Origin of the sequence: Alteromonas sp. W364 (assembly GCF_031846205.1) — a bacterium.
Classification (GTDB): domain Bacteria; phylum Pseudomonadota; class Gammaproteobacteria; order Enterobacterales; family Alteromonadaceae; genus Glaciecola; species Glaciecola blandensis.
On the sequence record NZ_JAVRID010000008.1, the window covers coordinates 149,068 to 174,161 of the forward strand.

Here is a 25,094-nt window from a genome sequence, read left to right on the forward strand (position 1 = left end):
ATACCATTAATAGGCCTCTGCTACTATGCAGGGGCTTTTTTGTTTAAGTATATCGAAAACATATCTTTGGTAAGGCTTGTATAAATGGATTAGACTCGATTTAACCTTTTTAGAGAGTAAAACTTAACACCATGTTTGTGAGTAAAATTAGTCGCTTAATGAAACGAACTCTCTTCGTTTCTTCAGTTTTCGCTTTAGTCGGTTTTCCCTCTATCGCGACTGCTGACGATCATTTTTACGACCGTTTGAATCATGACATGTCATTTACGACCTTAGACCAAAGACATGAGCTTTCTGGTCCGGTCATTAACGACATTGAACAGGACGATCAAGGCTTTATTTGGATAGCTACTCAAAAGGGACTGAACAGATATGACGGTAAAAAAGTCGTATCTTACCTTCCCGATAGAGATGATCCGAACTCTCTTCCGGACTTCTTTGTAGAAGATATTCTATCTGACAGCGAAGGCCGTTTATGGATTGTAAGTTTATCTGGCGTTAGCTTATATTTGCCAGAGGTTGATAGCTTCTACAACTTTGACTTACCAGAAAAGTATCAATTTAGTCAGCCACCAAAATTCAGAATAGCTGCACAGATCAGTGATAACCAACTATGGTTTGGCACAGACAACGGCATTGCGGTTTTTGATATTAAGCAATCCCAATTTATCGATATGATTGACACAAGAGATGGATTGGGCGCTAAAGACATTTTGGATATCGTCGTCGATAAGTCTGACAACGTCTGGGTTGGCACAAATCAAGGTGGTTTGTCTTATTTGGCCAAGGGAGCCACTTCTTTCCAAACATTTAATCCAAGCACCCCAATCGCTTTGCAAACAGATCAAGTCACTGCAATTATGGTCGACACTCAATCTCGCACTTGGCTGGGCTCTGAGAATTCTGGCTTATTTATTTTTGATAGCGAAATTGGCGTTGTTCAACACTTTATTAGAAATGATCAAGATACTAACAGTTTGTGTTCTAACTCCGTAGCTGACATTTTCCAAGATGATCAGGGAGAGATTTTCGTTGCCACTGATAAGGGGTTATGTGTATGGAATGAAGCGAAAGATAGATTTATACAGCACACCCACAAAGACACTCGCGCATCTAGTTTATTAGACGACAGGGTACTTAATTTATTCCAAGATGAAGGTGGCGTTCTATGGATTGGTACTCGAGAAGGCATTAATAAATGGAATCGAGCGATTAGCAAATTCCAACTCGTTAATAGTAAGACTTCTATCGGTGAGTCAATCACCAGTGATCTCATCATGTCGTTCGCCGAAGACAAAAGCGGTAATTTGTATGTCGGTACTTATGGCGACGGTGTGGATGTTATTGATGTTACAACATCTGAGGTCACTAACATCGCCGCTATGCCTGGTGTAGAAGGTGCCCTTCAAGATGGCAGGATAACCACAGTATTGGTCGACTCTCAGGAAAATTTGTGGGTCGGTACTTTTATGAGCGGCCTACATCTGCGAAAGAAGGATAGCGATAAGTTCAGCGTTTTTGCAAATGATCCCAATGACTCCGCTACTCTAAGTTCAGACACAATTAGCAGTATCTTGGAAATGGGTAATGGTAACTTGGCAGTAGGTACTTATGGCGGCGGTTTGAACATACTCACCAATGCTGGCGATATTGTGAGGTATCTTCATGATCCAAATGATCCAAGCTCTTTGTCAAACGACCAAATTACTCACCTTGCTCATGGCGACAACAACACGCTCTGGATTGCGACGCTTGGAGGAGGTTTAAACTGCTTAGACTTAGACACGAAAGAATTCATGCGCATTCCTTTGGAAAGCAATAATATTTTAAGTGTCCTGAGTACAGATGATGCCATTTGGTTTACTACCAACAACCTGGGTGTCGGTAGAATCGACAAAAAAGAAGTAGAAAGCCGAGAGTTTACAGCGCGATATATCGGGCAAAAACAAGGTTTGTCTACAAACCTGACTTACGGCGTGCTGAGCGATGATAAGGGTTATATTTGGTTGAGCTCTGATAAGGGTCTTAGCGTTATCGATTATGCAGAAGATAAAATCTTAAACTTCACTATCAATCATGGTTTGCAAGGGAAAGATTTTAATAATACAGCCTTCTATAAAAGCGACTCTGGCCGACTATTTTTCGGCGGAAACAATGGCTTTAACACCTTTCTTGGCGACACCATTCCAATAAATAATTACAAGCCTAGAATGGCTTTGACTCAATTTAATTTATTTAACGAGTCCATTCCAATACATCGAGTATTCAACAGTGAAGGCAGTATTGAACTGGATCATAACGAAACATTTTTCGATTTTAGTTTTGCTGCTTTAGATTTTACTAAGCCGGAAAACAATCTCTACCAATATCGCTTGAAGGGAACGAGTAGCGATTGGATAGATTTAGATAACTCTAACAAGGTTAACTTCTCTAATCTAACTGACGGCTCTTACGTCTACGAAGTGAGAGGAAGCAATAATGATGGCATTTGGTCTGACGATATCCTTGAAGTCCCCGTGCTCGTTAATCCTCCATTTTACCGTTCGACACTCGCATATTTGGTCTATTTTTGGTTGTTAGTGTTTATCTCTTACCGTTTATTTACTAATTCTCAACGCAAGAAACTCCAACAAATAGCACGACGTCTAGATCTTGAAAGAGAAGTGAAGGTTAGGACTAAAGAGCTTGAGAACGCGAATGAACAACTCGCATTTGCCATCGAAGAAACAAATAGTGCAAAAGAACTCGCTTTGAAAGCCGCTCAAGCTAAATCCAACTTCTTAGCCATTATGAGCCATGAAATTCGCACTCCCATGAATAGTATTATTGGTATGAGTGAGTTACTGCTGACGTCTAAGTTAAGCGACAACCAGAAGCGCTATGCTACGGCCGTCAGCCGAGCGGGCGAAAGTTTACTGCAGCTAATAAATGATATTCTCGATCTCTCAAAAATTGAGGCGGATAAGATTGAACTTGAACATCATGAGTTTGATTTTCACTCCTTAGTAGAAGAGCTACTTTTCTTATTTTCAGTTCGTGCCTCTGAAAAGGAACTAGAACTGGCTTATGAAATCTCTCCCGATTGCCCCAGAAATATCATGGGCGATGCTCACCGAATTAGACAAGTTCTCTCTAACCTACTAAGTAACGCGATTAAATTTACGTCTAAGGGCAGTATTATTGTTCGTGCTTGTGTAGAAAACGGCGAAATTAAAATTACTGTGACAGATACTGGGATCGGCATCGAAAAAGAACACTTTGATAAAATATTTAAAGAGTTCCAACAAGCTGATTCAACAACTACACGTAACTTTGGTGGCACGGGTCTTGGGCTTTCAATTACGCGAAAAATCATCGATCAGATGGGTGCGAAAATTAGCGTTGAATCGACAGTTGGGAAAGGCACTAGTTTCTATGTTTATTTGCCGATTGAACTCAATAAACGGAGTACAATTGAAGCCGTCAACAACGAACAAATTATTACTAAGCCTCTTTTTGTTATAGCTGAGAATCATGTCGTTCGTGAAATGATGAGAAGTATTTGTTTGCGACTGGGTGTCGAACTCTCGGTCATTAGCATAGAAGAACTTCGCAATAGTATTGAGCCTATTTATCAATCCTTGGTGTTTATAGATCATAGTGACTTTTTGAGCAATCGTGCATTTATCTCGACCACACTAGATAACACCGACTATTGCGTCTTATTGCGCACAACAGAAAAAGCAGAAGCAGTGAATGAGTTTAAGTTGCGCAGGATAGAAAAGCCGGCAAGACTTGATCATGTAAGAGAAGAAATTCTATATGCAAATGGCTTGTCTGAGGGCGGTAATGAAGACGCATTCGACGATGAAGAGAGTGCGTTAACAGAGGATAATTCACGCTTTAGTGCCAGCATCTTGCTCGTGGAAGATGTGATTGCGAACCAAGATGTCGCTGTGACAATGTTAGAGATGTTCGGTTGCGAAGTGGACGTTGCGGGAAATGGGCAGATTGCCGTTGATATGACTCAGAAACGAAGATATGACCTTGTTTTTATGGACTTGCATATGCCGGTTATGGATGGACTTACCGCCACCTGTATTATCCGTGAGAATGAAAAGTCGAGCTCACAAGATGGCCCTGTACCTATTGTTGCTTTAACAGCAGGCATTTTTGAAGAAGAAAAAGGTTTGTGCCTAGAAATAGGTATGACGGATTTTATGCTGAAGCCTTTTGCGGCATCGCAATTATTCGACATGATGGCAATACACATTCCTGAGAAGCAGATCAGGATAAACCCGGTCGATATGAACGTGCCCGCGGCCGCAAACAAGACCTTAGAAGTCGACCGATGGATTGATGCCAAGGCCGTCGCCGCTATTCAAGAAATTGAAGCAAGAACGGGTAAAAAACTCTATTTGAAAGTCGCCGACTCTTTTAGAACAGTTATGAAAGAACAAATGCCAGCGTTATTAGATGCCTGTAAAGAAAATGATAGAAGCAGCGCGATGGAACTTGCCCATGCTATGAAGTCCCTATCAGGTAACGTTGGTACAATGGCCTTTACAGAGTTGCTATTGTCCATAGAGATAGCGGCTAAATCAAATCAAGTTATTGACGATATAGATGCATTAAACGAGCTAGAAGTCGTTTATGACAATTCACTAAGAAGCTTAGAAGCGCTAATTGAGAAGATGTATGACTGAAGTAACGCAGAGTCGCAGTATGGAAGCAACGGTATTAGTTTGTGACGATGACCCAACTTACTTAATGTTAATGGAAGAAACCTTAAGTAGTGATGATCTGCGCGTAGTTACCGCTACCGATGGAGCTCAAGCTCTGCAATTGTTTTTAAAACACAAGCCAAGTATTGTCCTCTTAGACGTGCACATGCCCAAGCTGAGTGGCTTTGAAGTTTGCAAAGAAATACGACACTATCCTTTCGGAAAAGATGTGCCTATTTTGATGGTAACAGGCGCCGATGATATCAAGTCGATTGAAGCTGCATATGAACACGGCGCGACCGATTTTCTGCCGAAGCCGATTCGTTGGCCAATGGTGGTTCATCGAGTACGCTACATGTTAAAAGGCAGTGAAACGTTCCAGAGCTTACGTGCTAGTGAAAAGAAAATGCGACAACTTGCTTACTTCGATGGCTTAACCGGTTTGCCAAACCGTCAGAACTTCGATGACACCTTAAATTTATCCATTACAGACGCGGAAATTCATGGGCAAAACCTCTGCATCATGTATATCGACTTAGATAATTTCAAGCGTATAAATGACACCTTAGGTCATGACTTTGGAGACAAGCTATTAAAGCATATAGCGCACCGAATTGGTAATTGCTTAAACAACGATAAGTCCCTTGAAGACGCCTTAAAAACGACCCATGTTGAAGTGTCTCGACTCGGCGGGGATGAATTTATGGTGCAATTAAGCGATGTAAATTCAGACGAAGCAATGCATCAAATCGCAAATGCCTTGGTAGCGTGTGTGTCAGAAATGATTTCTATCGATGAGTATGAAGTTGCTTTAACGCCAAGTATTGGGATTGCTGTATTCCCGCGTGATGGCATGTCGGTGACCGAGCTGAAAAAGAATGCTGACATTGCGATGTATCATGCTAAAAGCAAAGGCCGCAGTTGTTATCACTTTTATTCTGAGTCCCTTAATCAGGGGGCCATGAAATCGCTCAGAATCGAAGGTTGTTTGCGTAATGCACTGCAAAATAACGAGTTTGAAATTCATTATCAGCCTCAGGTGTGCTTAAAGACCAAAAAATTCATTTCAGCGGAAGCATTATTACGCTGGAATAGTCCTGAGCTTGGTCCCGTTGGTCCAAGTGACTTTATTCCTGTTGCCGAGAGCGCCGGTCTGATTAATGACATTGGTGAGTGGGTCACCCGTGAAGCGTGCAGACAAGCTAAAAGATGGTCAGATGAAGGACTTGAAAATTTCCGAGTGTCGGTGAACTTATCGAGTTTACAATTTCAGCGGGCAACATTGGTAAGCATGATAAAGCGCGCGTGTGAAGATGCCAACTTATCGCCCAAGCTCTTAGAAGTTGAATTAACCGAAAGTGCTGTAATGGCCGATGTCGAGCATAACGTTAAGCGCTTAAACCAAATACGTGACATGGGTGTGAGTATTTCCATCGATGATTTTGGTACAGGGTATTCCTCACTTAGTTACTTGAAAAAATTCCCAATAAATACCCTAAAAATCGATCGCTCATTTGTGATAAACATTGCTCAAGACCCTGATGATGCCGCAATAGTAGAGGCTATTATCGCATTGGCTAAAACCTTAAATTTAGAAATTATTGCTGAGGGTGTTGAAACCTTGGGACAATTAAAAACCCTGAATGACTTCTCCTGTGACATCATTCAAGGCTTCTATTTTAGTAAGGCGATTCCGGCTGATGACTTGAGTCAGTTGATGAAAAAAGCCTTGGACCCAAGCTTGTTTGAGCTAGGGTAAACCAATTGACAGAAAGCTGTAAAAAAGAGTAGAGAAGACGGCTCATTATGATTGCGAGGCGTCTTCTTTTTTGTCTTGAGTGTTAGTATCAAAATCGCTGGCATCATGTCTTTCATGTAACTGACCTGAAGGATCCCCCCAAGTTCGATTGACCATTTTTGCGCGTTTAACCGGTGCTCTAGCATCAATCTGCTTAGTCCACCTTTGCACATTTTTATACTCTCCAACCTGCAAAAACTCACCTGCTTCATATAATTTACCTAGTGCCAGGCCACCATACCAGGGCCAAATTGCCATATCTGCAATAGTGTATTCACTACCGCTAATAAACTCGTTATCTGCTAATTGGCGATCTAATACATCAAGTTGTCTTTTCACTTCCATTGCGTAACGGTCAATGGGGTACTGATATTTTTCAGGAGCATATGCATAAAAGTGTCCGAAACCACCGCCTAACATTGGTGTGCTACCCATCTGCCAGAATAGCCATGACATGGTTTCGGCGCGTTGTACTGGGTCTCTCGACAAGAAGGCATCAAATTTATCAGCAAGGTAAAGCAATATAGAACCCGATTCAAATACGCGAGTAGGAGTTTCCGTGCTGTGATCGACAAGTGCGGGGATTTTCGAATTAGGATTTGCGGATACAAAGCCACTGGTGAACTGGTCACCTTCCATTATATTAACTAGGTACGCATCATACTCAGCACCTTGTTTACCTTTGGCGAGCAACTCTTCTAGCATCATAGTCACTTTTACACCGTTTGGTGTCGCTAGGGAGTATAGTTGTAATGGGTGCTTTCCTACAGGTAAGGCTTTTTCTGAGGTTGCACCCGCGATAGGGCGATTAATATTCGCAAATTTACCGCCACTTTCTGAATCCCATGTCCAAATTTTGGGTGGTGTATAAGTTGGGTCAGCCATCATCATTTCCTAAAGTATTTTCACTAGATACGTAATAGGAACAATAAAGTGCATGACTTCTTTCAGCAAGTGTAAAATGTATCTAAATTGGCACTCTTACATTTCCTTCCATCAACACCCGAGCGCTGCGGCTCATACTAACGCGATCCACTGACCAGTCGCTTTCCTGAGCACTATTTTGGAGTGCCTTAGCGCCTACTTTCAAGGTTCCTGAAGGGTGGCCAAAGGTCACAGCCTCTAAGTGACTATTGGCAACACCATTCCCTGCAGCAAGGTTGATTAAAGTGCCAGGGATAGCGGCGGCAGTGCCAATGGCAACGGCTGCAGTTCCCATCATGGCATGGTGCAGTTTACCCATTGATAAGGCTCTGACATTCAGGTCAATATCTTCTTTACGAATCGCTTTTCCACTCGATGAAACATAGTCCTGAGCAGGAGATACAAACGCTATTTTTGGCGTGTGCTGGCGCGTCAAAGCTTCTGCTACATCACTAATCAAGCCCATTTGTTTTGCACCATACGCTCGGATAGTTTCGAACTTTAAAAGTGCTTCAGCATCGCTGTTGATAGCATCTTGAAGTTCTGTTCCGGTATAACCAAGCTCATCAGCATTTAGGAAGATTGTTGGGATCCCAGCATTGATCATAGTGACTGTAAAGTCACCAATCTCAGGCACATGTAAAGATTCCACTAACTTTCCACTGGGGAGCAGGGCACCTTCACCGTCGGCTGGATCGACAAACTCTATTTTTACTTCTGCGGCAGGGAAGGTGACGCCATCTAATTCAAAATCACCTGTCTCTTGTACTTCACCATTGGTGATTGGTACGTTAGCAATAATCGTTTTTTTGATGTTTGCCTGCCAGATACGCACTACCGCGATCCCATTTTCAGGTACTTGTGAGGCATCAACAAGGCCATTACTGATAGCAAATGAACCCACCGCTGCAGTCAAGTTGCCACAGTTACCAGACCAATCAATGAAAGGCTTATCGATACTCACTTGCCCAAACAAATAGTCGACATCGTGGTCGGCCTGCTCGCTTTTGCTTAACAACACCGTTTTACTGGTACTCGACGTTGCTCCGCCCATGCCGTCAGTATGCTTCCCATAAGGATCGGGACTGCCGATGACACGCAGCAATAGCTTATCGCGGTACTCACCAGCAGTTTGTGCTTCTTTCGGCAAGTCCGACACTGCAAAGAAAACACCTTTGCTAGTGCCGCCACGCATATACGTGGCAGGGACTTTGGTTTGTGCTTTAAAAGTCATTTGTGACTCCTATGCTGTTGCTTCTAAGAAGTCTTGTGCGAAACGCTGCAGCACTCCGCCGGCTTCATAGATAGATACTTCTTCACCGGTATCCAAACGGCACTTCATGGGTACACTCACCACCTCGCCATTCTTGCGCGTGATGATTAAGGTTAATTTTGCACCCGCTGTGCGCTCGCCCTCTACATCGAAGTCTTCAGTACCGTCGATACTCAAGGTATGACGCGTCGTACCGGGTTCAAATTCTAGTGGCAACACACCCATTCCGATGAGGTTGGTTCTGTGAATTCGTTCGAAACCTTCCGCAGCAATCACTTGCACGCCAGCTAAACGTACGCCTTTAGCAGCCCAGTCACGCGAGGAGCCTTGACCGTAATCAGCTCCAGCAATAATGATCAAAGGTTGTTTACGTTCCATATAGGTTTCAATGGCTTCCCACATGCGGACAACTTTACCTTCCGGTTCAAGTCGAGCTAGTGAACCTTCTTTCATCTCACCATCAACAATAGCCATTTCATTTTTCAAACGAGGATTAGCAAATGTAGCGCGTTGTGCGGTGAGGTGATCCCCTCGGTGCGTCGCGTAAGAATTAAAGTCCTCTTCCGGTAGACCCATTTTATGTAAATATTCACCAGCAGCGCTATTCATTTGAATAGCATTAGAAGGTGACAAATGGTCAGTAGTAATGTTGTCAGGCAACACAGCTAAGGCTTTCATTTTCTTCATGCTGCGCTCACCGGCCAAAGCGCCTTCCCAATAGGGTGGGCGACGAATATAGGTGCTCTGTGGGCGCCAATCATATAAGGGGGGTGTTTTCGGCTTACCGCCTTCACCGTAATCCACACTTAAGTCAAACATCGGCTGATATACTTTGCGGAATTGCTCAGGCTTCACACTGGTTTTAATGACGGCATCGATTTCTTCATCGCTTGGCCAGATATCCTTTAAGCGAATATCCTTACCATTTTGATCTTGACCTAATACGTCTTTCTCAATATCAAAGCGAATTGTGCCTGCAATAGCATATGCGACAACCAAAGGCGGGCTGGCTAAGAATGCTTGATCAGCATGCGGATGGATCCGGCCATCAAAGTTTCGGTTACCAGACAAAACAGCAGTTGAATACAAATCACGATCTATGATTTCTTGCGCTATTTTCGGGTCTAAGGCACCGCTCATCCCGTTACACGAAGTACAAGCAAAGGCGACAACACCAAAACCAAGGTTTTCTAGTTCGGGCAGCAAACCTGCTTCTTCAAGATAGAGTTGTACGGCTTTTGAACCTGGTGCGAGGGAGCTTTTCACCCATGGCTTTCTAAGCAAACCGAGTTTATTCGCATTGCGAGCGATTAAACCTGCGGCGATCATATTTCTTGGATTACTAGTATTGGTGCAGCTCGTGATGGCGGCAATAATGACGGCACCATCTGGCATCAAACCTTCTTCGTTTTCAACCACACCGCTAATCCCTTTCATAGCAAGATCGGCTGTCGAAACTCGACTATGTGGATTAGAAGGGCCTGCAATGTTGCGGCCTACCGATGATAAATCAAAGGACAAGGTTCGTTCATATTCGGCCGTTTCTAAGTCATCTGCCCACAAGCCAGTGTGTTTAGCGTAGTGCTCAACCAATTTGACTTGTTCATCTTCTCGCCCAGTCAGGGTTAAATAGTCGATGGTTTGTTCATCAATATAAAACATAGCTGCTGTGGCACCATACTCTGGTGTCATGTTAGAAATTGTCGCGCGATCACCTAGTGTGAGATGTTTGGTGCCAGCACCATAAAACTCCAAGTAAGATGAAACTACTTTCTGTGCACGTAAAAATTCAGTTAATGCGAGTACAATATCGGTAGCAGTAATGCCTGGCTGAGGTTTACCTGTGAGTTCTACGCCGATAATATCCGGCAAACGCATATAAGATGCTCTGCCCAACATAACACTCTCAGCTTCTAAGCCACCAACACCAACCGCGATAACACCTAATGCATCCACCATCGGGGTATGGCTGTCCGTTCCTACTAAGGTGTCTGGAAAAGCGACACCATCGCGAGCTTGTATTACTGGTGACATGCGTTCTAAATTAATCTGATGCAGTATGCCGTTACCTTGCGGGATAACATCGACATTTTCGAACGCCGTTTTTGTCCAATTAATAAAGTGGAATCGGTCTTCATTGCGTCGATCTTCTATGGCTCTATTTTTGGCAAAAGCATCTTTATCGTCACCGCCATGCTCAACGGCCAAAGAATGATCAACGACCAACTGAGTGGGAACCACAGGGTTTACTTTCGCTGGGTCGCCACCCTTGGCAGCGATTGCATCTCGTAAACCTGCTAAGTCAACTAACGCAGTTTGACCCAGAATATCATGACAAACTACGCGCGCAGGAAACCACGGGAAATCGAGATCGCGTTTGCGTTCAATAATCTGTGATAAACAAGCGTTTAATTCACTTGGCTCGCATCGTCGCACAAGGTTTTCAGCGAGTACACGTGAAGTAAAAGGCAACTTTTCATAGGCGCCTGCTTTGATGTTGTTTACCGCTTCTCGAGTATCGTAGAAATCGAGATCGGAGCCCGGTAGGGGTTTTCTATGTTCGTAGTTCATGATTTCCTCTTAGCGTTCAGTAATATCTGGAACTGAGCGAAGCTCTTCACCTGTGTAATCCGCAGAAGGACGAATAATACGGTTATCAGCGCGTTGTTCCATGACGTGTGCTGCCCAACCTGTTAAGCGTGACATCACGAAAATGGGGGTGAACAATTTAGTTGGAATGTTCATAAAGTTGTATGCAGACGCGTGGAAAAAGTCAGCGTTACAGAATAATCCTTTCTCTCGCTTCATGACTTCTTCACAGCGGACAGAAACCGGATATAACACCGTGTCTCCAACGTCGTTTGCTAATTTTTCTGACCACGTTTTAATGATTTCATTTCGCGGGTCAGATTCTGAGTAAATAGCATGACCAAAGCCCATGATTTTTTCTTTGCGCTCTAGCTTACCCATCATTTCTTTTTCAGCATGGTCAGCTGAGGTAAAGCCTTCAATCATCTCCATTGCTGCTTCGTTTGCACCGCCATGCAGTGGACCGCGAAGTGAACCGATTGCACCAGTAATACACGAATGCATATCAGATAATGTAGAAGCACACACGCGCGCTGTGAACGTTGAGGCATTGAACTCATGCTCAGCATAAAGAATTAACGATACATGCATTACTTGCTCATGCAGTTCATTCGGTTTTTCGCCGTGAAGCATGTGTAAGAAGTGTGCACCAATTGAATCATCATCGGTTTCAACATCGATACGCACGCCATCATGCGAGTAGCGATACCAGTAACAAATAATACTTGGGAAACAGGCCAACATACGGTCTGTTGCATGATCTTGCTGAGAAAAGTCTTCTTCCATCTCCAAGTTTCCGAGCATAGAACAACCGGTTCTTAGCACGTCCATCGGGTGGGCGTTTGCAGGAATTCTCTCAAGTACTTCTTTCAGCGCTTCTGGCAGGTTTCTCATGCTTTTTAGGAGTGCTTTATATTCATCTAATTCAGTCTGGTTTGGCAGCTTTCCTTTGAGAATTAAGTATGCGACTTCTTCAAATTGGCAGCTATTTGCTAAATCTTTAACATCATAGCCTCGGTAAGTTAAACCAGAACCTGATTGACCCACAGTTGATAGTGCAGTTTTACCTGCTACCTGACCACGCAATCCTGCGCCACTGAGTACTTTAGCCATCGTTGTTTCTCCTCGCTTTAAATGGGTTAATTGCTCTCATGTGATATGAACACGAGAGATCAAATTTGTATTTATGAATATTGTTTTATAAGTTTTTGTTTTCAGCAAACAGGGCATCTAGCTTTTGTTCGTAGTCGTGGTAGCCCAAATAATCATACAAATCCATGCGTGTTTGCATGGTGTCCACCACTGCTTTTTGGTCACCGTTTTCTAACACAGAGCGGTATACCAACTCAGCCGCTTTATTCATTGCTCTGAAAGCGCTCAATGGATAAAGCACCATAGATGCTCCCCATTCACCCAACTGCTCCTTGTTCCAAAGTTCGGTTTGGCCGAACTCCGTAATGTTTGCCAAAATAGGTACATCAAGAGCGTCGGCGAATGCACGGTAATGCTCTTCGGTTTTCACAGCTTCAGCGAAAATCCCATCGGCACCTGCGGCAACATATGCTTTTGCGCGTTCAATTGCCGCGTCTAAGCCCTCTTGAGCAAAAGAGTCAGTGCGAGCCATAATGAAGAAATCGGGATCGGTACGAGCGTCTACAGCAGCTTTGATACGGTCAACCATTTCTTCTGTGCTAACAATGGCTTTGTTTGGACGATGTCCACAACGCTTCTGAGCCACTTGGTCTTCCATATGAACGGCCGCTGCCCCCGCTTTCTCCATATCGCGAATCGTCTTGGCAATATTAAATGCGCCACCCCAGCCGGTATCGATATCGACTAAGAGAGGAAGATCGCAGGCAGATGTAATTCGATTTACGTCGACCAATACATCATTCAGTGATGTCATGCCTAAGTCAGGAAGGCCATAAGAAGCGTTTGCTACGCCGCCACCAGATAAATAGATAGCCTGATGGCCAATTTTCTTCGCCATCATTGCAGAGTAAGCATTGATAGTTCCTAAAATCTGTAAAGGCTTATTGTTTTCCAATGCTAAGCGAAACTTTTTACCTGGGCTGTTGTGTGTCGTCATATTAACCTCGTGTTTTTGGTTGATTGCTGTAACGAAAGCGAGCGTCTCAAAGCAAATTTATTGCTGAGATGTTTAGCTCAATCGTGCCTCAATATTTTGTTTTGAATAAAGTATATGTCTTCGCATTAACATTTCAGCGAGCTCTTCATCTCGGTTACTGATTGCTTGTACGATATTTTTATGTTCGTCGAAGGCTGTGCTAACGCGCGGTCCAGCCATACCAAGTTGGACGCGATACATCCGAATGAGGTGGTAGAGACCATTAATCAGCAGCGAAATAAGATGATCATTTTTGCTGCCAACAATAATGCGGTAATGGAAGTCCACATCACCTGCTTCTTGATAGTAAGTCTCGCCACCTTTCACTTCTTGGAAGTGCGTATTCAATAAGCCTTTCAGATCTTCTATCTCTTCATCGCTCATATTCTTCGCGGCGAGTCGGGCTGCCATGCCTTCTAAGGATTCTCTAACTTGATATAGTTGCACTAAACCGTTAGGTGTTAAGGACACAACTCGAGCACCTACATTAGCTTTACGCTCTACCAGGTGACAGCTTTCTAATCGATTAATTGCCTCTCTAATTACCGCTCTACTGACGGCATATTTTGTCGACAATTCCATTTCACTTAACTTACTGCCAGCAACAATTTCACCTTCAACGATGGCACTTCTTAGCTGGAAGAATGTTTTGTCTGCTCCAGTGATAGCTTGTTCAGTAAACGCGTTCATTCAAAGCCTAGTGAAAATTATCAAGTTCTTATTAATTGTCGACAATGTAGGGTTATTTGTTGATTTTGTCAAGTTGCAGGTGTCATTTTGTCGACAATATGGGCCGTATTTACTTAACACTTTCGTCGTAGCATGCAGCAAGATACGTAGGTGATTACCTTAGGCAAGGGCTTAATAAAAATCAGTGTGGGAGCTTTTACGAAGGCAGATAAAGGTAGTAACCCCCTTAATGTAGCGCAGCTGGGCTAATAAAAGTAAGAGGGTTATCAGGGGGGTTGTTGACTAGCTGCAGCTAGGGCTTGTATCCGCGTCGAGTCGAGGCGAGCACAAAAACTTCAGGCGTCTGTTCGGTAGCTTGAATGGTGTCTATAAGCGCTAAATCTTCATTCTGCGCCATAATGTCATTCACTTGTTCCGATTTTAAGGCAAGTGTTTGTACTTGATATAAGCCGCCATCTGTCTCGATGTACAAAGGGGTATAGGCAAGCTCAGTTGAATTCATATCTTTAACGTGGTGGCCATTGTAGGCAATATTTCCAGTGCGTTTCGCACCCATAATGTTTGCAATCACTTCACCTGAGGTCCCATCGTGAATGGTATACGCTATTTCTCCGTCAATATTTTTGAGGATATCGTCAGTAGTATCCTTGGTCGCTGCGATGTGAGTCACCTCAATCATCGTACCTTTTAGGTTAGCGAAGTAGCGCATGCCATCATTGCTTGATTCGAGTGTTTGCTTATCTATCGTCATAGTATTCCTTAATGCTATTAGGGCAACAGCAGAGTTGCCATACTAATGGTTTATCATAGGATCTGGGTGTTACGCAAGATAAGTTGGATGCAAAAAAGGCGCTACTGCAAAACAGTAGCGCCTTTTTATTCAGCTTGCTTACTTAGCGAGTCGCTTTCGTTTTAACCTTAGCTGATACTTTTACTTCAATACGACGGTTAACGCGATGCGCTTCAGCCGTATTTGCAGGGTCTTTCAATTGAGTTTCACCGTAACCTACCGCAGTCAAACGTTCAGCAGCGATACCATATTTGGTAATAAGCATTTGTCTAACCGAGTCAGCACGCTTTTGAGAAAGGAACTGATTGTACTCAGCACGACCTACTGAAGATGTGTGACCTTCAACAACAGCATTTGTGTTGCCGTAACGCTGCATGAATTCAACAAATTCAAGGATCTTAGCTGATTCAGGGTTTTCAATCTGACTACTGTTATTCGCAAATAACACGTCTAGTGCGATTGAGACTTCTTTTTCGACCAAGACACTACAACCATCTGCATCTACTTTATCAGTCATTGGTGTATCTAGACATTTGTCTTTGCTATCTAGTACGCCGTCGCCGTCTTTATCTAAGTCGACAGCACAACCTTTAGCATTTACTTCAGTGCCAGCCGGTGTATTCGGGCAAGAATCATTTGCATCAAGTACACCGTCTTTGTCTGCGTCTTTTAATGCACAGCCATTTGATGTCACTGTTGTGCCAGCAGGTGTGTTTGGACACTGGTCAGCAGTATTAAGCACACCGTCGCCGTCGGTATCGACATTACAACCTGTTGCGTCAACCTGCACACCTGCTGGTGTGGTAGGGCAACGGTCAACTGCATCATAAACGCCATCATTATCTGAATCTTTACGAACAGGTGTCGAGTCAGCTTGACCGAAAATATAAGCTAAACCGAGTTTAACGCTGTATTCATTATAAGCTTGGCCAAAATCACGATAGCCTGCTAATTCAGTGATAACACGAACGTTTTCGCTCGCTTCCCAATGCTTACCAACACCATAGCTAAGCATACGGTAGCTGTCTTCGATTGACTGCTCACGTAAACCGCCGAACAAATAGGCAACGTCATCTTCCAAGAAATACATTGCGTCAGCACCTAGCATTGTGCCGTCATCGCCATTGCCTGGACGGTTAGGCCCTTGCATATCTAGGAAAATACGGGATAGTTCAAAACGAACAGCCCATTGCGGATCGAAACGGAAACCAAGTTCTCCACCGAAAGTGTGACCATTATCTAAATACCCTAGTGGTTCAGGTTTCTCTGAATCTGGAGAATAGTATTGTGCAAAACCCCCAACCCAATTTTCATAAGCGGGCGCTTCTTGAGCTTGAATGTTTGCAGATGCAACAGCTAAAGCGATAGCTGAAAAAAGCAGTGAACGTTTCATTTTTGACTTCCTTTTATCCGAATAGTAATCGTGTTTTTAACGCCCCAATTATCGCTTATGTTGTAGGGAAATTCCAATAAAAGTCAGGTATTTGACGGTTTTTTAACGCAAGAGGGGTGAAACTGTTGTCGAAGAGAGACACTTTTAGCGATCAAAGCAGATTTCTAGGTACGCTTTACCAAGGTCACTCGCAAAAGTAATGATAATTTTGGGACCGTCGACCTTATGCTGAATGCAATGATTAGCACCTGAGATAATGACTGGCACTGCCATCTCAAATTGATATCCTTGTTCTGAAAGAGCGTTTTTTGCCCCACCACAAATCATATTGGTCATTTCACCCACCATATCGCGAACTTCTTCATCGATTGTTGTGGCGGCGTCACCTAGCATATTCTTCATGATATTAAAGGCGAGGTCTCTGTCGAAGGTTATTGCCATGCTGCCTTTCACTTGGGGGCCAACCATGCCAATTATTCCGCTCACATCACCGAAAGACACTTCATTCTTTTTGCGCTTTGGTTTTTGGACCTCGAGCTCAATCATCGCCATCGTACCAACGACATTTTTCAAAGATGTAATAAAGGGATTGACGAATTCGACTTTCATTATTTAAACAAGGGCTCGATGGTATTTACTGACATTTTTGGCACACGCCATGTGCTTCTATTGTCTGTCTTTCAATAACGAAGGCATTTTGCTTTGCTTGCGCTTCTAAGGTTTCTTTCACACCCGCGGATTGGATCTCTTGAACATCCCCACAAGTATCACAAATTAAAAACTGTACAGGGTGGCTGCAACCAAAGTGGTGGCAAGCCATGAATGCATTGGTAGATTCTACTTTATGAACTAAGCCTAGATCTAAAAAGAAATCGAGTGCACGGTACACAGTCGGGGGTTTAGCATTATCGTCCGTCTTGCGTAATTCATCCAGAAGGTCATAGGCTCCGATAGCACTTTCTTGCGCCAATAAAATCTGATAAACACGCTCACGTATGGGCGTTAATCTTGCGCCTTTTAAGTCGCAAAAGGACTTTGCTTTAACCAATATCGCTTGATTTTGCTCAGATAACGTCAACGCTTTATTCCTTCCACTGCCATTCTTGCATGATAGGATCAGTATAACACTAGAGTGATCTTGAACAACTACTATAGATTGGTTTTTCTCCAAAATAAGCCGATACATTCGTTGTTTTTATCAGTATATTAATTACTAGCATGACGCTTACCAGCAATCTAATGGGGTTTGCGCAAGACTAACAGTAACAATGGGTTTTTATGACACAGACTCTACGCAATATCACGAAACGCTATTTCGTTTTCTCTAATGACCGATTACTTGTTCCAGCACAAGCTGATCTGAGTTTGGGTGTGAACCTGCTCGCCGATTTACCCATCGATGTGTTTGCTGAGTACACGGAACAAGTCGTTAGTATCCGCGCGATTGACAAAGTGGAACATCACCTAGTCGATGCGCAAAAGGAGCTTTTAGAACACCCTGATGTACGCTCCGTTAGTCTGCGGGAAATAGTGAGCACTATGCCCCGAGAAGATTTTCAACATGTCGCACAAGCTTGGCAATATGCGGTGTTTTTAAGAAATCACCAATTCTGTGGCCGTTGTGGTTCAAGAATGGATAGAGTGCAATGGGAAATGGCAATGCATTGTCATACTTGCCATCATCGCTGTTACCCTCGAGTATCTCCTTGTATTATTGTGGCGATACGCAGCGGCAACAAAATATTATTGGCGCAAGGAGCGCGGCAGAAAGAGGCTGGTTTTTATTCTACACTTGCAGGCTTTGTTGAAAGCGGCGAGACACTCGAAGAGGCTGTGCATCGTGAAGTCTTTGAAGAGGTTGGTGTTAAAGTAAAAAATGTAGAATACTTCAATAGTCAGCCATGGCCATTTCCTCATTCATTGATGGTGGGTTACTTAGCGGAATATGACGAGGGTGAGATAGTCGTCGATGGCAAAGAAATACATAAAGCAGATTGGTTCGACATCGACAATCTACCCGTAGTGCCACCAAAATTTTCCATTGCTGGGCGTTTAATTGAGGAAACGCAAAAAAGAATGGCGCAAGATAAGATATAATGCCTGAGTAATCCCAAATTCAGCTTGCGATTATTGTGTGCAAGCTATGTTTTTTCACAACAGATCCAAGTTTTAAGATCAGTTTACATTTTAGTAGAGTAAAGAATGACCCCATTGAAGAACGATAGATATTTACGTGCCTTGTTAAAGCAGCCTGTTGACGTCACTCCGGTATGGATGATGCGTCAAGCTGGACGATATTTACCGGAATATAAAGCAACACGTGCAGAAGCGGGTGATTTTATGGCTTTATGTACAAATCCAGAACTGGCTTGTGAAGTCACTCTTCAACCACTAAGACGTTTTCCCTTAGACGCCGCTATTTTATTTTCGGACATATTGACTATTCCTGATGCCATGGGCTTAGGTCTGTATTTTGAAACTGGCGAAGGCCCTAAATTTAAACAGCCTATTGTAGACAAAGCTGGGGTTGATAATTTACCTATTCCTGATCCAGAAGACGAACTTAAGTATGTGATGGATGCTGTTCGTACTATTCGCAAAAACCTCAAGGGCGAAGTGCCCTTAATTGGGTTCTCAGGAAGCCCTTGGACTCTGGCTACTTACATGATTGAAGGTGGTTCTAGTAAAGCGTTTACTAAAATAAAGAAAATGGCCTTCGCTGATCCAGAAATTTTGCACGCGCTGTTAGATAAGTTAGCTGACTCTGTTATTTTGTATTTGAACGCACAAATAGCAGCAGGTGCTCAATCTGTCATGATATTTGATACTTGGGGCGGAGTGTTAAGTCCGCGCGACTACAAACTCTTCTCTTTACAGTATATGGAAAAAATCGTTGCTGGTTTGACTCGCGAATATGATGGTCAAAAGGTACCCGTTACGCTTTTCACTAAAAATGGTGGTATGTGGCTTGAGTCTATAGCTGCGACAGGCTGTGATGCCGTTGGTTTAGATTGGACCATTGATATTGCAGAGGCCAAAGCACGTGTAGGCGACAAAGTTGCCTTACAAGGTAATATGGATCCAAGCATTCTATATGCGCCAGCGCCTCGCATTGAGCAAGAAGTTCAAGATATTTTGGCAGGCTTTGGTGAAGGCGAAGGCCATGTATTCAATCTTGGACACGGCATTCATTTAGATGTGCCACCAGAAAATGCGGGTGTGTTTGTTGACGCTGTGCATAAATACAGCGCGCAATATCATAAGTAAGTAGATGAAATTTTTATACGGCCTGATTATAGCGTCTATGTTGATAATTTAGGCCGTATTTTAGCTCTTTATGCGCCATTGCGCCTTCCGACCCTAGAATCAACGACATCTCGCTTCTTACTCATGGTCACCCTGCTTGGGTTGAACCGCTCTACAATGACATTACTCGTTATTTTAATCGCTTTAAGCACACACCATAGTCAGTATTTATCGCTTTATGGACGAATTGCACCAAAGTAAGTGATATTTGCTGCAATTTAAATCGGCTTTCCTCTATCTTATTCCTCGTAGTTAAAAACAACAGCTTGTACACAAACGTACCCAAACTAATAAAGAGGAATACAAAATGAAATTACCAACTATCTTAAGAGCAACCGCCGTGGCAACTACACTGGCATTCAGTGCCTTCACATTTGCTGCAGACGTTGATCACAACGCAAACGCAAATGACGTAGCCATTCAGGGTTATGACACAGTTTCTTACTTTACACCTGGTGCGCCAGTAAAAGGTTCAAGTGACTTTACTGCAACATATAAAAATGCAATTTATCAGTTTTCTAGCGCTGAAAACCGTGATGCGTTTAAACAAGATCCTGCCAAATATGCACCACAATATGGCGGTTTTTGTGCCTTCGGCGTGACTATGAATCGCAAGTTTGATACTGATCCTTTGGCGTTTAAAATCGTTGATGAAAAACTCTACTTGAATCTTAATTCACAGGTGCAAGAACGTTGGTTAACTGACGTTGATGGTTTTATTAACACAGCAGAACAAAACTGGGGTGGTATTAAAGCAAAGCCAGATTCAGTTTTAGCGGAATAACTACTCGCTATTTGTAAACGCGTGGTCACGCAACACCGCACTCTCTAACTTGGTAGTGCGGCTTTTTTGCTTTAAGTTTATGTGATCGAATGTCGCTCTCGGGAAATTAAGCGTGTTTGGGCATTCCTTTCTCTACGCTTCGCGCAAGCCGCAGGTTTTGGCGGTGAAAGCGAGTGCGTGCTTGCGATTCATTATTTGGAATTTCTTGAAGACTATTGAGCTCTTCCAGTGCCCATTCAATATGTTCTCTAACCATATCATCCGGAAAATCAGAGGCGACTTGCAGTGCGTCGATTAAGACATGTAGCTCTTCAGTTGAAGTAGGAATGACATTCCCTATACCAACGGCGAGGTTCCGTTTCCATTTTTTGTATCCTATACGACGAATTGCCGACCCTTCTGTATGACTTAAGAATTCTTCTTCTGTCCAAGAAAATAGATCCACTAAGCTGCGATTATGAAGCTGCTGTCGCGCAAAAAAGTCTTTTTCTTCGGTTACTTCAGCGTACTTGTTCCAAGGACAGATGAGCTGACAATCGTCACAACCATAAACGCGATTCCCAATCGCCTTGCGATATTTCAGCGGAATGGCTTTGTCATTTTCAATCGTGAGGTATGAAATGCACTTGCGTGCGTCAACCACATACGGCTCTACTATTGCTTCAGTGGGGCAAATTGAGATACAGGCAGTACACTTTCCGCATTTTTCTTGCACGGGATCGTCAACAGGTAGGGGTAAGTTGATAAAAAGCTCACCCAAGAAAAAATACGAACCAGCTGATTCATTAAGAGTGAGAGAGTGTTTACCAGTCCAGCCTAAACCTGCTTTTTCGGCAATTGCGTGTTCAAGCACGGGAGCTGAATCAACAAAAGGTCGAAAGCTTAAGTCTGCTGTGAACTCACTGATTTTATCCGCGAGTTGCTGCAGACGTTTGCGTATCACTTTGTGATAATCGCGTCCTAATGCATATCGACTAATGTAAGCGGTGGAAGAAGATTTCAAATTTTTTGCAAATGAAGCATCTGGTGGCAAGTAATCTAAGCGCACGCTGATGATTCGGAGTGTGCCAGGTAGCAATTCCTCAGGAAGTAAGCGTTTTTCGACGTTACGTTCAAGAAAACTCATTTCCCCCTGAAATCCTTTCTCTAACCAACGTTTGAGAGCGGCTTCGTGCTGACTCAGATCAATATCACTGATACCAACTTGTTGAAACCCTAGCGCCTTTCCCCAAGTCTTGATATTGTCAGCAAGCTGATTTACATCTATTGAATTAATTACGGACATTTTCCACGGACACAATCGCATGTTGCATAAAAACACAAAATCCAGTTTAACACAGAAACTCTATCGCGCTGACCAAGTTAAGCATCTTGAACTCGAAGCCGCTGCAAAAGTGGGCTTGAGTAAATTTGAGTTGATGCAGCGAGCAGGCAAAGCCGTCTTTGAATGTTGCCTTTCACTGATGCCCAATACCGAAACCTACCTGATATTAGTTGGTGTAGGTAACAATGCTGGCGACGGTTATATTACTGCCTTGAATGCGGTGAACGCAGGTAAAAAGGTTATTTTGTGTGCGATTGAACCAGAACGAGAAGTGACCGGTGATGTAGCTCGAGCTCAAAAAGCTTGGTTGGACAATGGCGGTCAGGTCGAAGCATTTTCGGTAGATATGCTTGAGCGTTGTGACATTGTCATTGATGCCCTACTGGGTATTGGCATTGTGGGTATTATTCGTAACGAGTTCGCGGATGTTATCGATGCTATTAATCAATCGGGATTACCTGTATTGAGTGTCGACCTCCCCAGCGGTTTAGATGCAGACACAGGTGAATCTCTCGGGCGCTGCATTCAAGCGGATATTACAATCACATTCATTGGCATTAAGCTTGGCCTAACTACTGGCGCAGGCAAGCAATCATGTGGCCAACTAGTGTTTGAAGACTTAGGCATTGGTAAAGCCTTTGCTGAAATCGCAAGAAGTGACGCGAGTGCGCTCGACATTGCTCACTTCAAAGGTTTAGCGCCACGCCCTGTGCACAGTCACAAGGGGTCTTATGGTCGTCTTTTGTGCGTTGGTGGTAACGCAGGTATGGCCGGGGCTATACGCCTAAGCGCAGAAGCTGCTTTACGTAGCGGTACAGGTTTGGTCAAAGTATACGCTCACAGTGCTTCGCAAGTGCAAATAAGCGCGGGCCGCCCTGAAATCATGGTGACATCTGAAGGATTAGAAGAAGCGCTAGAGTGGGCTACCTGTATTGTAATCGGGCCAGGCCTTGGGCAAAACGAGTGGAGTAAGGCAACTTACGACACTGTCATTACCTATTGTCAGAATAATCCAAAGCCAATGGTCATTGATGCCGATGCTTTAAATATCATGGCGAATACAGCGTCATTCGTAACGATCCCGGACTGTGTTTTCACCCCACATAGTGGTGAGGCTGCGCGTTTATTAAATGTGAGTGTTGAAGAGGTAGAAAACAGTCGGTTTATTTTTGCACGCCAATGTGCAGAGCGTTATCACACGACCTGCGTATTAAAAGGGGCTGGCACAATTATTGATAATGAAGAAAAATCTTGGGTATGCCGTCACGGTAACCCTGGAATGGCTACCGCGGGTATGGGTGATGTTCTAGCTGGCATTATTGGCTCTCTCATGGCGCAGGGTGTTGAAACTGATCTGGCGTGTCAGTATGGCGTATCATTACACGCTAAAGCGGGGGATTTAGTCGCCCAAGAAAAAGGCCAGCGCGGTTTACTGGCGAGTGATTTATTCGATACTGTGAGGTTATTAATCAACGAATGAAAACGGTCAATGTTGCCTGTATTGAAGAAGACAATACAAAACAATTAGCGATAAGTTTGGCGGCGGGTTTAAGGGCAGTTGGACTCGGTGGACTCACTATTTATTTGGAAGGTGATTTGGGAGCGGGCAAAACGACATTCACGCGTCACCTTATTCAAGCGTTAGGTCATCAAGGTAGTGTAAAGAGCCCAACCTACACTTTAGTTGAACCTTATGAAATAAATGATATCAAAGTATATCACTTTGACTTATATCGTTTGGCTGATCCCGAAGAACTGGAGTTTATGGGGATTCGAGATTATTTCAATGCGCAGAGTATGAGTTTAATAGAGTGGCCACAAAAGGGTTGGGGCTTATTAGCACCAGCAGATGTACATATCGACATTACTATTGATGGTAATGATAGACGGTTTAGTCTGCAGGCGAAAACTGACGCTGGGGATAAGCTCTTAGCACAGGTATTTTAAGGACGCCGCTGGCTTGGATGGATAATATGGGCAGTAAGGATTTTATGTTATTATCAAGATTCAAATCGAGTAGTAAGCTAATAATAATAAAAAACGATGAAAATTTTTAATCTAACCCGCCACATCATTACCTTGTTGGCCTTTGTGATTTTTGGCTTAAATGCTAATGCTCAAACAAAAGGTGATATTGAGGCAGTACGCATTTCCCCCGCAAATGAAAATACTCGTGTTGTGCTTGACGTGAGTAAAGAGACGAGTTTTTCATATTTTCGTTTACGGTCCCCTGAGCGTTTAGTGGTAGACTTAAAAAACACTAATCGCGATTTTTCTTTCGACAACATCGACAATCAAAGCAGCCTTATAAAACGCATTCGCCACTCGACACCTAAGTCCAAATCAGACTTGCGAATGGTCATAGAGCTTACTAAAGCGGTCGAACCAGGGGTGTTCTCCCTGAATCCAACCTCAGATTTTGGGCATCGTGTTGTTATCGATTTAAAAGATCCAAACCCAAGACCGGTGGCAACCAATACTGCTGCACCTAAAAGAGATAAGGACATTGTCATTGTGATCGATGCGGGTCATGGTGGCGCAGATCCAGGCTCCATCGGACCCAAAGGCACCTACGAAAAAAACATCACACTTAGCATTAGCAAAATGCTTGAAAAACGCATTAATGAAGAGCCTGGTTTACGTGCGGTGATGACCCGTTCAGGTGATTACTACATCAGTCCAAACGATCGCCCAGATGTTGCCACTAAAGAAAATGCCGACTTACTCGTATCGATACATGCGGATGCATTTAGTACACCTCAACCGCGAGGTGGCTCAGTATGGGTGTTATCTAAGGGACGCGCTGATACGGAACTCGGTCGTTTGTTAGAAAGGACTGAGCGAGACTCACAATTACTGGGCTCGGCAGCCGACGTTATTGGTGATAGAGATACCGAGCGTTACTTTGCTGAAACTATTTTTAATATGTCGATGGATTTGTCACGTGCCTCGAGTTATGACATCAGCAACAAAGTGATCAAAGAAATGAAAAAGGTCACAAAGATGCATAAACGCAGCCCACAAAGCGCAAGCTTTGCGGTATTGACTGCGCCAGAAACGCCTTCTATTTTGGTCGAGGTAGGCTTTATCTCTAATCCTCAAGAAGAAAAAAACTTGAACTGGCGTGCTTACCGTCAGCAGTTAGCTGACTCTCTGTTTCGTTCAATTAAACTCTACTTTAGAAATACACCACCAGACGGCACTTTGTGGGCACAAGAGCGTGATAACGAACCGCGTAAACACAAAGTGAAGAGCGGCGAGTCATTATCATTATTAGCTCAGCGTTATAATGTCGAACTGGACCGCCTAAAAGAAGCTAACAAACTCGATGGTGATTTGGTTAGAATAGGCCAAGTATTAATCATTCCTGCATACTAGCCGCAAACGCGACT

At 43.5% G+C, this 25,094-nt stretch carries 19 protein-coding genes; 8 read left to right on the forward strand and 11 right to left on the reverse strand.

Translation table 11 applies throughout. The annotated features are described in order from the left end of the window. Positions 1-158 precede the first annotated feature (158 nt). Positions 159-4,685: an ATP-binding protein gene (locus RM556_RS13820; protein WP_311374885.1), complete on the forward strand. Its 4,527-nt coding sequence runs from the start codon at positions 159-161 to the stop codon at positions 4,683-4,685. Continuing rightward, complete coding sequence (locus RM556_RS13825; RefSeq protein WP_311362262.1) at positions 4,678-6,462, forward strand: EAL domain-containing protein; 1,785 nt, start codon at positions 4,678-4,680, stop codon at positions 6,460-6,462. The genes RM556_RS13820 and RM556_RS13825 overlap by 8 nt, the downstream gene beginning before the upstream one ends. Before the next feature lie 45 nt (positions 6,463-6,507). Here RM556_RS13825 and yghU read toward each other — a convergent pair whose 3' ends face one another. The 10 genes from yghU to RM556_RS13875 all read right to left on the reverse strand — a co-directional run bounded on the left by yghU (position 6,508) and on the right by RM556_RS13875 (position 17,366). Beyond that, positions 6,508-7,386 carry a glutathione-dependent disulfide-bond oxidoreductase gene (gene yghU, locus RM556_RS13830; RefSeq protein ID WP_311362263.1) on the reverse strand — a complete coding sequence of 293 codons (879 nt, stop codon included), beginning with the start codon at positions 7,384-7,386 and terminating at the stop codon, positions 6,508-6,510. 82 nt (positions 7,387-7,468) lie between these two features. Further along, positions 7,469-8,659: a 2-methylaconitate cis-trans isomerase PrpF gene (prpF, locus tag RM556_RS13835; protein WP_311374886.1), complete on the reverse strand. Its 1,191-nt coding sequence runs from the start codon at positions 8,657-8,659 to the stop codon at positions 7,469-7,471. 9 nt (positions 8,660-8,668) lie between these two features. Next, entirely contained in the window at positions 8,669-11,269 is a 2,601-nt protein-coding gene (acnD, locus tag RM556_RS13840; protein ID WP_311362265.1) for a Fe/S-dependent 2-methylisocitrate dehydratase AcnD, read from the reverse strand. 9 nt (positions 11,270-11,278) lie between these two features. Further along, positions 11,279-12,400 (reverse strand): 2-methylcitrate synthase, encoded by a 1,122-nt coding sequence (gene prpC / locus RM556_RS13845; RefSeq protein WP_311362266.1) that lies wholly within the window; start codon positions 12,398-12,400, stop codon positions 11,279-11,281. Positions 12,401-12,485: 85 nt separating this feature from the next. Further along, entirely contained in the window at positions 12,486-13,376 is an 891-nt protein-coding gene (gene prpB, locus RM556_RS13850) for a methylisocitrate lyase (RefSeq protein ID WP_311362267.1), read from the reverse strand. Positions 13,377-13,448: 72 nt separating this feature from the next. Continuing rightward, on the reverse strand, positions 13,449-14,105 hold the full coding sequence (locus RM556_RS13855) for a GntR family transcriptional regulator (RefSeq protein ID WP_311362268.1): 657 nt from the start codon (positions 14,103-14,105) through the stop codon (positions 13,449-13,451). A gap of 292 nt (positions 14,106-14,397) precedes the next feature. After that, on the reverse strand, positions 14,398-14,856 hold the full coding sequence (locus RM556_RS13860) for a hypothetical protein (protein ID WP_311362269.1): 459 nt from the start codon (positions 14,854-14,856) through the stop codon (positions 14,398-14,400). Positions 14,857-14,998: 142 nt separating this feature from the next. Beyond that, positions 14,999-16,288, reverse strand: coding sequence for an OmpA family protein (locus tag RM556_RS13865; protein ID WP_311362270.1), 1,290 nt, complete (start codon positions 16,286-16,288; stop codon positions 14,999-15,001). Positions 16,289-16,432: 144 nt separating this feature from the next. After that, positions 16,433-16,897, reverse strand: coding sequence for a chemotaxis protein CheX (locus RM556_RS13870; RefSeq protein WP_311362271.1), 465 nt, complete (start codon positions 16,895-16,897; stop codon positions 16,433-16,435). 25 nt (positions 16,898-16,922) lie between these two features. Continuing rightward, positions 16,923-17,366 (reverse strand): transcriptional repressor, encoded by a 444-nt coding sequence (locus RM556_RS13875; RefSeq protein ID WP_311362272.1) that lies wholly within the window; start codon positions 17,364-17,366, stop codon positions 16,923-16,925. 200 nt (positions 17,367-17,566) lie between these two features. Between RM556_RS13875 and nudC the strand changes: the two genes are divergently transcribed. The 3 genes from nudC to RM556_RS13890 all read left to right on the forward strand — a co-directional run bounded on the left by nudC (position 17,567) and on the right by RM556_RS13890 (position 20,378). Further along, positions 17,567-18,385, forward strand: a complete 819-nt coding sequence (gene nudC / locus RM556_RS13880) for an NAD(+) diphosphatase (RefSeq protein ID WP_311374887.1) — start codon at positions 17,567-17,569, stop codon at positions 18,383-18,385. Between the two features lie 105 nt (positions 18,386-18,490). Continuing rightward, positions 18,491-19,555 (forward strand): uroporphyrinogen decarboxylase, encoded by a 1,065-nt coding sequence (gene hemE / locus RM556_RS13885; RefSeq protein WP_311362274.1) that lies wholly within the window; start codon positions 18,491-18,493, stop codon positions 19,553-19,555. Positions 19,556-19,901: 346 nt separating this feature from the next. Beyond that, positions 19,902-20,378, forward strand: a complete 477-nt coding sequence (locus tag RM556_RS13890) for a YHS domain-containing (seleno)protein (protein ID WP_311374888.1) — start codon at positions 19,902-19,904, stop codon at positions 20,376-20,378. A gap of 106 nt (positions 20,379-20,484) precedes the next feature. Here RM556_RS13890 and queG read toward each other — a convergent pair whose 3' ends face one another. Further along, a complete protein-coding gene (gene queG / locus RM556_RS13895; RefSeq protein WP_311374889.1) occupies positions 20,485-21,663 on the reverse strand; it encodes a tRNA epoxyqueuosine(34) reductase QueG in 1,179 nt (392 codons plus the stop codon). Between the two features lie 19 nt (positions 21,664-21,682). On the opposite strand from queG, the gene RM556_RS13900 reads away from it, so the two are divergent. The 3 genes from RM556_RS13900 to RM556_RS13910 all read left to right on the forward strand — a co-directional run bounded on the left by RM556_RS13900 (position 21,683) and on the right by RM556_RS13910 (position 25,080). Continuing rightward, complete coding sequence (locus RM556_RS13900; protein WP_311362277.1) at positions 21,683-23,182, forward strand: NAD(P)H-hydrate dehydratase; 1,500 nt, start codon at positions 21,683-21,685, stop codon at positions 23,180-23,182. Further along, positions 23,179-23,649 (forward strand): tRNA (adenosine(37)-N6)-threonylcarbamoyltransferase complex ATPase subunit type 1 TsaE, encoded by a 471-nt coding sequence (gene tsaE / locus RM556_RS13905; protein ID WP_311362278.1) that lies wholly within the window; start codon positions 23,179-23,181, stop codon positions 23,647-23,649. The genes RM556_RS13900 and tsaE overlap by 4 nt, the downstream gene beginning before the upstream one ends. Before the next feature lie 96 nt (positions 23,650-23,745). Beyond that, positions 23,746-25,080, forward strand: a complete 1,335-nt coding sequence (locus tag RM556_RS13910) for an N-acetylmuramoyl-L-alanine amidase (protein ID WP_311362279.1) — start codon at positions 23,746-23,748, stop codon at positions 25,078-25,080. Positions 25,081-25,094: the final 14 nt, after the last annotated feature.